This is a genomic window from Streptomyces sp. NBC_01288 (assembly GCF_035982055.1).
In the GTDB taxonomy this organism is placed as follows: Bacteria; Actinomycetota; Actinomycetes; order Streptomycetales; family Streptomycetaceae; genus Streptomyces.
The window spans coordinates 4,758,984-4,770,962 of record NZ_CP108427.1 but is presented as its reverse complement, the minus strand read 5'-3'; the positions used below and the strand labels follow the sequence as shown (position 1 = coordinate 4,770,962).

Here is an 11,979-nt window from a genome sequence, read left to right as displayed (position 1 = left end):
TGCCCGCCGTGAAAGGTGTGCGCACTGAAAGGCGTGCCCTGTAGGAGGTGGGTGCGTCAGCCTCGGGGATGACGCAGCCGTACCGAGACCCAGCGGGCCCGGCGGCGCAGAATGCGCGGGATCCCCACCCTGAGGTCTGTGCCCTGGAGTTGCGGGGCGCCCCGTTGGTGGGAGCTCAGACCGTGGTCCGAGCGGCGATTGCGTGCTGCGTCACTGTAGTCGTGCGTCCAGCCCATACCCCGACGTCTGCCCCTGCCCCAAGGTCGATAACCACCCCTTGGGGCCCCAATTGGCCTATGCGCGAGGCAAGTAGCCGTTCGTAGGACAGGTGTTCATATCCGGATACCGGGCGCAGCGGACCGGTCACGCACCGGTCACGAATCGGTCACCCACCGGTCAACGATCCGGTTCGGGATCCTTGAGCCAGTTGACCAGTTCGGTCGAGAAGGCCACCGGGTCCTCCTCGTGCGGGTAGTGCCCGAGACCGTCGAACAGCCGCCAGCGGTACGGCGCTTCGACGTACTCCCCGGAGCCCGCGGCGCTGCGGGTGCGCAGCACCGGGTCGAGCGAGCCGTGCAGATGCAGGGTCGGCACCCGCACCGGCCGCTTCATGCGCCGGTTGAACTGGATGCCGTCCGGGCGCGCCATCGACCGCACCATCCAGCGGTACGGCTCGATCGAGCAGTGCGCGGTCGACGGGATCAGCATCGCCCGCCGGTACGCCTCGACCGCCTCGTCGTCCGGCAGGCTCGCGCCGGACCAGTCGCGGATCAGCTTGCCCACCAACTCGGCGTCCTCGGCGAGGAGTTGCCGCTCGGGGATCCAGGGGCGCTGGAACCCCCAGATGTAGGAACTCGCCGTCGACTGCCTGACGTCGGAGAGCATCGCGTTGCGCCAGCGCCGGGGGTGCGGCATCGAGGAGACGGCGAGTCGGCGCACCAGCTTGGGGCGCATCGCCGCCGCCGTCCACGCCAGATAGCCGCCCAGGTCATGGCCGACCAGCGCGGCGTCCGGTTCGCCGAGCGAGCGGATTACGCCGGTGACGTCGAGGGCGAGGTTGGCGGGGTCGTAGCCGCGCGGGGTGCGGTCGCTGCCGCCGACGCCCCGCAGGTCCATGGCGACGGCCCGGAACCCGGCGTCGGCCAGCGCGCCGAGTTGGTGCCGCCAGGTCCACCAGAACTGGGGGAAGCCGTGCAGCAGCAGCACCAGCGGTCCGTCGCCCACCTCCGCGATGTGGAAGCGGGCGCCGTTGGCCGCGACATCCCGGTGGGTCACCTCGCGCCCGCCGGGAATGTCGAGCCGTACGACCGAAGCAGGTTGCGCCCAAGGATTGGCGGGGTCCGTCATGAGGACGAGCGTGCCACAGCCTCGATGGCTTCGGGGACACGGTCCTCGATCGCCGCGCGGGGATGCGGCTTGGCGTTGCCCAGGACGCCCGCGGTCTCCTTCACCGAAGCGGCCACCTTCTGCGGGCCCTTGCTCTTCGCCGCCTTCTTAAAGAAGAGCACGCCCACCAGCCCGAGGACGACCGCGACGAGCACGTTCGCGGCGAAGGAGAGCAGGAAGCAGAGGGCCATGTTCCAGCCGCTCCAGGTCCGAATGCCGTACGCCAGCGCGAAGTTGAGCATCGGCAGGGAGAACAGCAGGACCACCGCGGCGACCGTGAACGCGCCGCCGCCCGCTACACCGCGCTTGACGTCCTGCTTGAGCTGCGCCTTCGCCAGCGCGATCTCGTCGTGCACCAGCGCGGACATCTCGGTCGTCGCCGAGGCGAACAACTGGCCGATGCTGCGTTCGGCGCCGACCGGGCTGCCGTCGGGTGCGCTCATCGCGTACTCCCTCATCTGCATGTGTTTGTACCGTCTGGTCAGATCATGCCGGACCGTCGTTGTCCTCGCCTGCCCCGCCCGCCACTTCGGCAAGCCCGCGTCGCTCGGCGGCCTTCACCTCGGCGAGCCTGCGGTGCTCGGCGGCCTTGCGCTCGTGGATCTCCGCCATGCGCAGGTGGTACGACGGCTCGTCCTGCTCGTAGATGTCGGGGATGCCGTCGAGGTCCTCGTCGCGCTCCTCGTCCTCGTACATCCTGCGGTACCTGGCGTTGCGCAGCTTGAGCAACACGGTCGCGCCGAGGGCCGCGACGACGGAGCCGACGAGGACGGCCGCCTTGACCTCGTCGGTGAGCATCTGGTCGCCGTCGAAGGCGAGTTCCCCGATGAGCAGCGACACGGTGAAGCCGATGCCGGCCAGCGAGGCGACCGCGAACACGTCCGGCCAGGCGAGGTCGTCGCTGAGCGAGGCCCGGGTGAAACGGGCCGTCAGCCAGGTCCCGCCGAAGATGCCGACCGCCTTGCCGACGACGAGTCCGAGGACCACGCCGAGGGTCTCCGGTTTGGTGAACACGTCGCCCAACGCGCCGCCCGAGATGGCGACTCCGGCGCTGAACAACGCGAACAGCGGCACCGCGAGGCCCGCCGACAGCGGCCGTACGAGATGTTCTACGTGCTCTCCGGGGGAGTGCTTCTCGTCCTCGCGGGTGGTGCAGCGCAGCATCAGGCCCATCGCGACACCGGCGATCGTCGCGTGGACGCCGCTGTTGTACATCAGCGCCCAGATGACGAGCGCGAGCGGGACGTAGACGTACCAGCCGCGCACGCCCCTGCGCAGCAGCAGCCAGAAGACGGCCAGGCCCACGGCCGCCCCGGCGAGCGCCACGAAGTCGATGTCGGCGGTGAAGAAGACCGCGATGATCAGGATCGCGAACAGGTCGTCGACGACGGCGAGGGTGAGCAGGAAGGCGCGCAGCGCGCTCGGCAGCGACGTGCCGATGACCGCGAGGACGGCGAGCGCGAAGGCGATGTCGGTGGCCGTGGGCACCGCCCAGCCCTGGAGGGAGCCGCCGCCGGTGAGGCTCGTGAGGGTGTACACGAGTGCCGGTACGGCCATCCCGCACAGGGCCGCCACGACGGGCAGGGCGGCGGCCCTGGGGTCGCGCAGGTCGCCGGCGACGAGTTCGCGCTTGAGCTCGATGCCGGCGACGAAGAAGAAGACGGCGAGGAGGCCGTCGGCGGCCCAGTGGGCGACCGAGAGGTGCAGGCCGAGGGCGCCGGGGCCGAAGTGGTAGTGGCTGACGCTCTCGTAGCTGTTGTGCAGGGCGGGAACGTTGGCCCAGATCAGCGCGGTGACCGCGGCGATCAGGAGGAGGACACCGCCGACGGTCTCGGTGCGCAGCGCGTCCGCGACGAAGTTCCGCTCGGGCAGGGACAGCCGTCCGAGCACTTTGCGGGCGGCGGTGGGGCGGGGCGCGGTCACGGGGAGACCTCCGGGGTGGCGGGCAGCACAGAGCACTTGCCGACCAGACTTCCCGGCGCACCTTGTCGCGTCCTTGACGCTTTACTTAGCTTACCTAAGGTGCGGCGGGATGAGCCCTGCGGATCTCACGTTATGCGCGAATGGGGCGCCCGGCATGTTCGCCGCCGGGCGCCCTTCATCGTCGTATGCGCAGGTCAGTCCGCTGTCCTGGTCAGTCCTCGCTCGGCGCGGCCGGGAGCTTGTCCTGGATCAGGGTCATGACTGTGGAGTCGGTCAGGGTGGTGACGTCTCCCAGCTGCCGGTTCTCCGCCACGTCCCGCAGCAGGCGGCGCATGATCTTGCCGGAGCGGGTCTTCGGCAGCTCGGCCACCGGCAGGACCCGCTTGGGCTTGGCGATCGGGCCGAGGACGGCGCCGACGTGGTTGCGCAGGTCCGCGACGAGGTTCTCGTCCTCGGCGTTCGCCGTGCCGCGCAGGATCACGAAGGCGACGATCGCCTGGCCGGTCGTCTCGTCGGCCGCACCCACTACGGCCGCCTCGGCGACCGCGGGGTGGGAGACGAGTGCCGACTCGACCTCGGTGGTGGAGATGTTGTGCCCGGACACGAGCATCACGTCGTCCACCCGGCCGAGCAGCCAGATGTCGCCGTCGTCGTCCTTCTTCGCGCCGTCACCGGCGAAGTACCGGCCCGGGAACCGCGACCAGTACGTGTCGAGGAACCGCTGGTCGTCGCCCCAGATCGTGCGCAGCATCGACGGCCACGGCTCGGTCAGGACCAGGTAACCGCCGCCGCCGTTCGGGACCTCGTTCGCCTCGTCGTCGACGACCGTCGCGGAGATGCCGGGCAGCGGGGTCTGCGCGGAACCGGGCTTGGTCGCGGTCACGCCCGGCAGCGGCGAGATCATCATCGCGCCGGTCTCGGTCTGCCACCAGGTGTCCACGATCGGCGTCCTGTCGGCGCCGATGTGCTTGCGGTACCAGATCCACGCCTCGGGGTTGATCGGCTCGCCGACGGACCCCAGGATGCGCAGGCTGCCGAGGTCGAACTTCGCGGGGATGTCGTCGCCCCACTTCATGAACGTGCGGATCGCGGTCGGCGCGGTGTACAGGATCGTCACCCCGTACTTCTGGACGATCTCCCAGAAGCGGCCCTGGTGCGGGGTGTCCGGGGTGCCCTCGTACATGACCTGGGTCGCGCCGTTCGCCAGCGGGCCGTAGACGATGTACGAGTGCCCGGTGACCCAGCCGACGTCGGCCGTGCACCAGTAGACGTCGGTCTCCGGCTTGAGGTCGAAGACGGCGTGGTGGGTGTACGCGGCCTGGGTGAGGTAGCCGCCGGAGGTGTGGAGGATGCCCTTGGGCTTACCCGTAGTACCGGAGGTGTAGAGGATGAACAGCGGCTGCTCGGCCTCGAACGCCTCGGGCGTGTGCTCCGCCGACTGCCGCTCGACGATCTCGTGCCACCACACGTCCCGCTCGTCGTTCCACGCGACGTCCTGGCCCGTACGGCGGACCACGAGCACGTGCTCGACGCCGCTGTCCGCGCGGTCGACCGCGTCGTCCACGGCCGGCTTGAGGGCGGAGGGCTTACCGCGCCGCCAGCCGCCGTCCGTGGTGATGACGACCTTGGCGTCCGCGTCCTGGATGCGGGTCGCGAGCGCGTCCGCCGAGAAACCGCCGAACACCACCGAGTGCGCGGCGCCGATGCGCGCGCAGGCCAGCATCGCGACCGCGGTCTCCGGGATCATCGGCATGTAGACGGCGACCCGGTCGCCCTTCCGAACTCCGAGCTCCAGCAGGGCGTTCGCGGCCTTGGAGACCTCGTCCTTCAGCTCGGCGTACGTGATTGCGCGGCTGTCGCCGGGCTCGCCCTCGAAGTGGATGGCGACGCGATCGCCGTTGCCCGCCTCGACATGCCGGTCCACGCAGTTGTACGCCACGTTGAGCGTGCCGTCCTTGAACCACTTGGCGAACGGCGGGTTCGACCAGTCCAGCGTCTCGCTCGGCTCCTTCGCCCAGCTCAGGCGGCGGGCCTGCGCGGCCCAGAAGCCGAGCCGGTCAGCCTTGGCCTGCTCATACGCCTCCGCCGTGACATTGGCGTTCGCCGCCAGGTCGGCGGGGGGTGCGAACCTGCGCTCCTCGCGCAACAGGTTGGCCAGGCTTTCATTGCTCACGGCATCTGCCTTTCCCAGGGTGTCCGTTGTGTCCCGGGCCAGCTCATCAGACCCGGGGGTCCGATGACAAGGGTCGCCGAAATATTGGTTTAGACCTGTCATCGGACCCGCTGGGCGATGCGCGTGACGGGGGTCTTTCGTACCCACGGACGCCGGGTGAACAAGGTTCAGGCCGACATGTCCGCCACCCCCACCCCGTCGAACACGTCGTCCCCGTCCTCCCCGGTCAGCAAGTACGCCTGCGCCTCGCCGACATGGAAGTACATCCCGTGCAGTTCCAACGCCCCCTCCCGCAACGCCCGAGCCACCGACTCGTGCCCCCGCAGATGCTCCAACTGCTGCACCACATTGGTCAGACACAACTGCTCTACGGCGTCTGCGGGCGCCCTTCCGGCCAACCGAGCCCAGGGTCGGCCGTCGTCGGCCATCCGCTCCAGGCTCGGCACCCCGTGCCGCAGCCACCGCTTCAGCGGCGTCTGGGCGCCCCCGGGCTCGGAGTTGAGCAGCGCCTGCATGGCTCCGCACCCGGAGTGCCCGCACACCGTGATCGATCTCACGCGCAGTACGTCCACCGCGTACTCGATCGCGGCGGCCACCGAGTCGTCCCCGCTCTCCTCGCCGGGCGGCGGCACGAGGTTGCCCACGTTCCGCACTACGAACAGGTCGCCGGGACCACTGGAGGTGATCATCGACGTCACCAGCCGCGAGTCGGCACAGGTCAGGAAGAGCTGCGAGGGCCGCTGCCCTTCCTTCGCCAGCCGGGCCAGCTCGCCCCGCACGAGCGGTGCGGTGTTGCGCTGGAACGCGCTGATGCCACGGGCCAGTTGGTGACCGCCGGGGCCGGTGTCCTTGCCGGTGCCGGGGTGGGGTCCGGTGCCTGCGTCGCCCGGTGTGGCGGTGCCGGGTGCGGGACGGTCCGTGGGCTCGCCCGGGTGTCCGCTCGGCGGGGCGGACCGCGGGTGGTCGCACTGATGGTTGCGCCAGGGCGTCCAGGGGTGGCAGCGGCAGGCGGTGGACGTCGTCGGCTCGCCGGCCGTGGTGCGGGCCGGGGCCTTGGTCGTCGTGCCGCTCGTCGCTGTGTCGGTCGCGGTGTCGGCCGGTGTCGTGTCACTCCCGGTGCGGCCCGGCTCGGTGTCGCGAACTCCCGTACGGCGCCCGGTCAGTTCGGCGGAGCCCCCGCGCGCGGTGTGCGCGGTCTGCCAGTCCTGAAGTGACTCGTACGCCGCGTGGTCCATGAACGAACCGTCCAACTCCACGACGACGTGGGTGCCTTGGGGTACGAGATGCAGGGTGCGGCTGAGCCGCGGCACCGCGAGGAACGTCAACTGCCCCCGGACGTGTACGTGATGGACTCCTTCCTTCTCGTCGTGCGTGATGCGGGTGTGGGCAAGGCGGTTGAGGGCGACGGCGACGGCCACGGTGACCCCGAGGAGCACGCCCTCCAGGACGCCGAGGAAGACCACGCCGAGGGTGGTGACGGCGTAGACCAGCACTTCGCGGTGGCGGGTCACCGTGCGGATGTGGTGCAGGGACACCATCTGGATGCCGACGGCCATCACGAGTGCGGCGAGCGAAGCGAGGGGAATCAGCTCCAGCACCGGGACCATCAGCAGCGCGGCTACCACTACGAGAACGCCGTGCAGCATCGTGGAGTTCCGGCTCACGGCACCGGCTTGCACATTCGCCGAACTCCGTACGGCCACGCCCGCGACGGGCAGTCCGCCGAGCGCGCCGGAGACGATGTTCGCGGCGCCCTGGCCCAGCAGTTCGCGGTTCAGGTCGGAGCGGCCGACGCGGGCGGAGAGCCCGGGCTGCCCGGCGACCAGCTTGTCCACGGCGACGGCGCCGAGCAGCGACTGCACGCTGCACACCAGGGTGGTGGTGAGGACAGCGGCGGCGATGCCGAGCACCAGGCCCTCGGGGAGTCCGGCCAGCGCGTGACTGCTCCAGGACGGCAGGTCGACCTTGGCCAGGCTCAGCCCGGTGAGCGAGGCGGTGAGGGTGGCCCCGGCGACGGCGACGAGCGCGGCCGGGATCTTGCGCATCAGGTGCCCGAGCCGACCGGGGACGCGCGGCCACAGCAGCAGAAGGGCCAGCGTCAGCACGCTCATCGCCACGTCGGCGGGGTGCAGGTCCGCCAACTGGGCGGGCAGGGCAAGGAGGTTGGCGAGGACCGAGCTCTGCGGGGTGCCGCCGAGCACGATGTGCAGCTGGGCGACGGCGATGGTGACACCGATGCCGGCGAGCATGCCGTGCACGATCGCGGGGCTGACGGCGAGCGCGGTGCGGGCCACGCGCACGCAGCCCAGGGCGAGTTGGGCCAGGCCCGCGAGGACGGTGACCGCGCAGGTCGTACGCCATCCGTAACGGTGGATCAGGTCGGCGGTGACCACGGTGAGCCCGGCGGCCGGGCCGCTGACCTGGAGGGGGCAGCCGCCGAGCAGTCCGGCTACCAGGCCGCCCGCGGCGGCGGCGACCAGGCCGGCCTGGAGGGGCGCGCCGGTGGCGAGGGCGATGCCGAGGGACAGGGGGAGGGCGATCAGGAAGACCGCGATGGAGGCCGACACATCGGCGCCCGCGACACGGAAGCGGCGGGGCGAGGGCGGCGGCGGGCTGTGCGGCTGGTGGATGCGCTTCGTCCGATTCGCGTTCGAATTCGAGTCGGTGGCGCGGGTACGTACGCAGGCTGACATGTCTTCCCGTCTCCTCCGGGGCAGCGCGGTCGCGGAACTGGTGGTCCCCGTCGATGGCGGGGGTCGGTCGCGGCCGTGGGGTCACGGCGTGCAGCGGCGGGATATCTCAACGCTCGGTAAATGGATCGTAATGCAGAGTAAAGGTCGAGCATAGGGTTTGCGAGCAAATGGGCTAATAAGTCACTACGGAGAGTGAAGTGAGAATTTCATCGGCTTGTCGTACTAATCCCACCTTCGGCCCCGTGCGACCTTGGCGGCGCTGCCGGGATTCCCGGCACATCACCAGAAAACGCCCTGACCGGCGTCGGTCCGAACGAAGGAAGAAGGTGGGCGGACATGGCCGCCACCCAGAGGATCACCGCGGGCGCCGTGATCGCCGCGGCCTGTGCCGCGTCGCTCGCCGGTTGCGCGATCGGTGACAACGGTTCCCCGCAGGGGGCGCACGGTCCGCACAAGGCGGCGCCCGCCCCGGCACCCAAGAGCGGAGTCCGCCTGATCGGGGACGGCTCCACGTCGTACACCGGGGCGCAGCCGCATCTGCCCAGACCCGAGCGGCTCAAGCCCGGCCAGAAGCCCCCGCAGTTCGTGGTCTTCTCCTTCGACGGCGCCGGCGAGGACAGCCAGAAGTTGTTCTCCCACTTCCGCAAGGTCTCCAAGGCCAACCACGCGAACATGACGTACTTCCTCAGCGGCGTGTACATGCTGCCGGAGGACAAGCGCGACCTCTACAAGCCCCCGGAGCACTCGCCCGGCAGCTCGGACATCGGCTTCAACGACGAGCAGGGCATCGCCGACACCGTGAAGCAGCTGCGCCTGGCGTGGCTGGAGGGCAACGAGATCGGCACCCACTTCAATGGCCACTTCTGCGGCAAGAACGGCGGGGTCGGCGAGTGGTCGGTCGCCGAGTGGAAGAGCGAGATCGCCCAGGCGAAGCAGTTCGTGAAGACCTGGAAGACCAACTCCGGGATGAAGAAGGCGTCTTCACTGCCCTTCGACTACGACAAGGAACTCGTCGGCGCCCGCACGCCCTGCCTGGAGGGCCAGGCCAACTTCATGAAGGCGGCCAGCCAGCTGGGCTTCCGCTACGACACCAGCGGGGTCAACGACCAGATCTGGCCCAAAAAGAAGGAGGGGCTGTGGGACCTGTCCATGCAGCTCGTCCCCTTCCCCGGCCACACCTACGAGCAGCTGACCATGGACTACAACTTCATGGTCAACCAGTCCGGCACGCAGACCCAGGGCGACCCCGACAAGTTCGACCAGTGGGGCGACGAGATGCGTGACGGCCTGCTCAAGGGCTTCGACCGGGCCTACGACGGCAACCGCGCGCCCCTGGTCATCGGCAACCACTTCGAGTCCTGGAACGGCGGCACGTACATGCGTGCCCTCGACGAGGTCATCGAGAAGGTCTGCAACAAGTCCGAGGTGCGCTGCGTGTCCTTCCGGCAGCTGTCCGACTGGCTGGATGCCCAGGACCCGGGGACCCTGGCCAAGCTGCGCACCCTGAACGTCGGCGAGGCGCCGAAGCCGGGCTGGACGTCCTTCCTGACCGGCCGCCCCGCCCCGGCCCCGAAGGGCGTCCCCGGGGCGCCGGCGGTCAAGCAGTAGACGATCGAGAAGGGACGCGCCTCACACCGTGGCGGTGACGCTCTCGTCGAGCACGAACCCGGGGTCGACCTGCGCAGCCAGGTCGGCCCCGGTGCGCTCGTTGCCCCAACTCTGCGCGTTCTTCAGGTGGAAGTGCACCGTCTGCCGCGTGTAGCGCTCCCAGTCACGCAGTTCGTACGTCGCGTCGGCGGCGATCTCCAGCAGGCGCAGAGCGCTGCGGTTGGCGTCCTCCAGGAGCTCGAACCGGGGCGGCCGGCCCTTCTCCATGGCGCGCACCCAGTCCGAGTGCCCCACCGTCACGAGCAGGTCGTCCCCGACCTCGGCGCGGAGGAAGTCGAGGTCGTCCTGGTCCCGCACCTTGTTGCCGACGACCTTCAGGACGACTCCGAAGTCGCGGGCGTACTCCTTGTACTGGCGATAGACGGAGACCCCCTTCCGGGTCGGCTCGGCCACCAGGAACGTGATGTCGAAGCGGGTGAACATGCCGGAGGCGAAGGAGTCCGAGCCCGCCGTCATGTCCACCACGACGAACTCGTCGCGCCCGTCCACCAGGTGGTTCAGGCACAGCTCCACCGCTCCCGTCTTGGAGTGGTAGCAGGAGACCCCCAGGTCGGCGTCGGTGAAGGGGCCCGTGACCATCAAACGGACGGCGCCGCCGTCGAGTTCCACCGGTCGCGCGCAGGCGTCGTAGACCGGATTGTTCTCGCGCACCCGCAGCAGCCGGGAGCCCTCGCCGGGCGGGGTGGTCTTGATCATCTGGTCGGCGGAGGCGATGCGCGGGTTGGTGCCGCGCAAGTAGTCCTTGATCAGGGGGAGGTGCTCGCCGAGTGCGGGCAGTGCGGCGGCCTCGGACTCGTCCAGGCCGAGGGCGGGGCCCAGGTGCTGGTTGATGTCCGCGTCGACGGCGACGACCGGTTGGGCGGTGGCCGCGAGGTGACGTACGAACAGGGAGGACAGGGTGGTCTTCCCGCTGCCGCCCTTCCCGACGAAAGCAATTTTCATGTTCACGAAGCGTAGTCGTGGCGTAGCTGTACGTGGCAGGTGTGCGTGAAGAAGACCACTCAATCGTGGGGTGCACCTCTGGGATGGCTAATGTCGTACTCATGAGTACGACAGGTGCGACCGCCGATCCGCTCGCGGCCCTGGGCATGCTGCCCGGAGTGGCCGAGTCCGTCGAGTCCATGCGCAAGGCCGTGGACCGGGTCTACGGGCACCGCGTCATGCGGCGCCGCAGCAACGAGCTCACCGCCGAGGCGGCACTGCGCGGCGCGCGTGGCTCGGCGGCGCTGTCCGGGGCCGACTGGGCACTCGAAGAGGTGCGCCGGCGTACCGACTTCAGCGGTGACGCGGAGGCCCGCACGATGGGCGCGGCCCTCCGGCTGTCCTCCGAGGCGGGCCAACTGCTGTCCATCTGGCGGCAGTCGCCCCTCCGGGTGCTCGCCCGGCTGCACCTGGTGGCGGCCGCGAGCGACGACGGCACGGTCGGTCGGCCGCGACAGCAGGGCGAGCCGGTCGACGAGCCGCTCGTCGAACTGCCGCTACCGGGCGCGGCCGAGGTGTCCGGGCGCCTGGACGGGCTCGCGGACCTGATCATCGCGGGCGGCTCGGCACCGGCGCTGGTGACGGCCGCCGTCGTGCACGGCGAACTGCTCGCCCTGCGCCCCTTCACCTCCCGCAACGGCCTGGTCGCGCGCACGGCCGAGCGGATCGTCCTCATCGGCAGCGGCCTCGACCCGAAGTCGGTCTGCCCGGCAGAGGTCGGCCACGCCGAACTGGGGCGCGCGGCCTACCTGGCGGCGCTGGACGGCTACGTATCCGGCACCCCGGAGGGCATGGCCGCCTGGATCGCGCACTGCGGCAGGGCGGTCGAACTGGGGGCGCGCGAGTCGACGGCGGTTTGCGAGGCGCTCCAGCGCGGGGCCGCCTGACAGCGAAACGGCCCTCTACTGGAGGGCCGTCAAAGGGATGCGGCGGTACGAGGATTCGTACCGCCGCTGGCATGTTCCACCGTGTTACCAAGCGTCCTCGAAATATTGCCCATCAGGTCGGGAACAATGCCCGTCACCTGGTGCGGCTGGCCCGTAATCGACGGGTCGACGTCGCGTGGGTGCTCGGTGGCCATGCGCGGTCCGTGGGGCCAAATGCGGTATTAAGGTGATCCTTTCGGATGTCCTTGGTCTCGCGGGCCGTTGAATC

At 69.9% G+C, this 11,979-nt stretch carries 10 protein-coding genes; 2 read left to right on the top strand and 8 right to left on the bottom strand.

All coding sequences use genetic code 11. From position 1 onward, the window contains the following. Nucleotides 1-56: 56 nt before the first annotated feature. The 6 genes from OG194_RS21130 to OG194_RS21105 form a co-directional block, all read right to left on the bottom strand. Entirely contained in the window at nucleotides 57-236 is a 180-nt protein-coding gene (locus OG194_RS21130; RefSeq protein ID WP_078623198.1) for a hypothetical protein, read from the bottom strand. Nucleotides 237-396: 160 nt separating this feature from the next. Then, nucleotides 397-1,347, bottom strand: coding sequence for an alpha/beta fold hydrolase (locus OG194_RS21125; protein ID WP_327402383.1), 951 nt, complete (start codon nucleotides 1,345-1,347; stop codon nucleotides 397-399). Continuing rightward, nucleotides 1,344-1,829, bottom strand: coding sequence for a phage holin family protein (locus tag OG194_RS21120; protein ID WP_327402382.1), 486 nt, complete (start codon nucleotides 1,827-1,829; stop codon nucleotides 1,344-1,346). Before OG194_RS21120 ends, OG194_RS21125 begins: the two co-directional genes overlap by 4 nt. Before the next feature lie 43 nt (nucleotides 1,830-1,872). After that, complete coding sequence (nhaA, locus tag OG194_RS21115; protein ID WP_327402381.1) at nucleotides 1,873-3,309, bottom strand: Na+/H+ antiporter NhaA; 1,437 nt, start codon at nucleotides 3,307-3,309, stop codon at nucleotides 1,873-1,875. Between the two features lie 211 nt (nucleotides 3,310-3,520). Further along, complete coding sequence (gene acs / locus OG194_RS21110; protein ID WP_327407150.1) at nucleotides 3,521-5,524, bottom strand: acetate--CoA ligase; 2,004 nt, start codon at nucleotides 5,522-5,524, stop codon at nucleotides 3,521-3,523. A gap of 125 nt (nucleotides 5,525-5,649) precedes the next feature. Further along, the gene (locus OG194_RS21105) at nucleotides 5,650-8,175 is read right to left on the bottom strand and encodes a bifunctional SulP family inorganic anion transporter/carbonic anhydrase (RefSeq protein ID WP_327402380.1); all 2,526 of its coding nucleotides are present in this window, start codon (nucleotides 8,173-8,175) and stop codon (nucleotides 5,650-5,652) included. Nucleotides 8,176-8,511: 336 nt separating this feature from the next. Here OG194_RS21105 and OG194_RS21100 point away from each other — a divergent pair, with 336 nt between their 5' ends. Next, nucleotides 8,512-9,783: a hypothetical protein gene (locus OG194_RS21100; protein WP_327402379.1), complete on the top strand. Its 1,272-nt coding sequence runs from the start codon at nucleotides 8,512-8,514 to the stop codon at nucleotides 9,781-9,783. A gap of 21 nt (nucleotides 9,784-9,804) precedes the next feature. On the opposite strand, the gene OG194_RS21095 is transcribed toward OG194_RS21100, so the two are convergent. Beyond that, nucleotides 9,805-10,785, bottom strand: coding sequence for an ATP-binding protein (locus OG194_RS21095; RefSeq protein ID WP_327402378.1), 981 nt, complete (start codon nucleotides 10,783-10,785; stop codon nucleotides 9,805-9,807). Nucleotides 10,786-10,886: 101 nt separating this feature from the next. Here OG194_RS21095 and OG194_RS21090 point away from each other — a divergent pair, with 101 nt between their 5' ends. Next, on the top strand, nucleotides 10,887-11,711 hold the full coding sequence (locus tag OG194_RS21090) for an oxidoreductase (RefSeq protein WP_327402377.1): 825 nt from the start codon (nucleotides 10,887-10,889) through the stop codon (nucleotides 11,709-11,711). Between the two features lie 29 nt (nucleotides 11,712-11,740). On the opposite strand, the gene OG194_RS21085 is transcribed toward OG194_RS21090, so the two are convergent. Next, entirely contained in the window at nucleotides 11,741-11,905 is a 165-nt protein-coding gene (locus tag OG194_RS21085) for a hypothetical protein (RefSeq protein ID WP_327402376.1), read from the bottom strand. Between the last annotated feature and the right edge of the window lie 74 nt (nucleotides 11,906-11,979).

Bases quoted from the DNA above. Each gene is read 5' to 3' on its own strand.
- OG194_RS21085 (WP_327402376.1), bottom strand. From the start codon at position 11,905: ATGGCCACCGAGCACCCACGCGACGTCGACCCGTCGATTACGGGCCAG.
- OG194_RS21125 (WP_327402383.1), bottom strand. From the start codon at position 1,347: ATGACGGACCCCGCCAATCCTTGGGCGCAACCTGCTTCGGTCGTACGG.
- OG194_RS21090 (WP_327402377.1), top strand. From the start codon at position 10,887: ATGAGTACGACAGGTGCGACCGCCGATCCGCTCGCGGCCCTGGGCATG.
- OG194_RS21120 (WP_327402382.1), bottom strand. From the start codon at position 1,829: ATGAGCGCACCCGACGGCAGCCCGGTCGGCGCCGAACGCAGCATCGGC.
- OG194_RS21095 (WP_327402378.1), bottom strand. From the start codon at position 10,785: ATGAAAATTGCTTTCGTCGGGAAGGGCGGCAGCGGGAAGACCACCCTG.
- OG194_RS21130 (WP_078623198.1), bottom strand. From the start codon at position 236: ATGGGCTGGACGCACGACTACAGTGACGCAGCACGCAATCGCCGCTCG.
- OG194_RS21105 (WP_327402380.1), bottom strand. From the start codon at position 8,175: ATGTCAGCCTGCGTACGTACCCGCGCCACCGACTCGAATTCGAACGCG.
- OG194_RS21100 (WP_327402379.1), top strand. From the start codon at position 8,512: ATGGCCGCCACCCAGAGGATCACCGCGGGCGCCGTGATCGCCGCGGCC.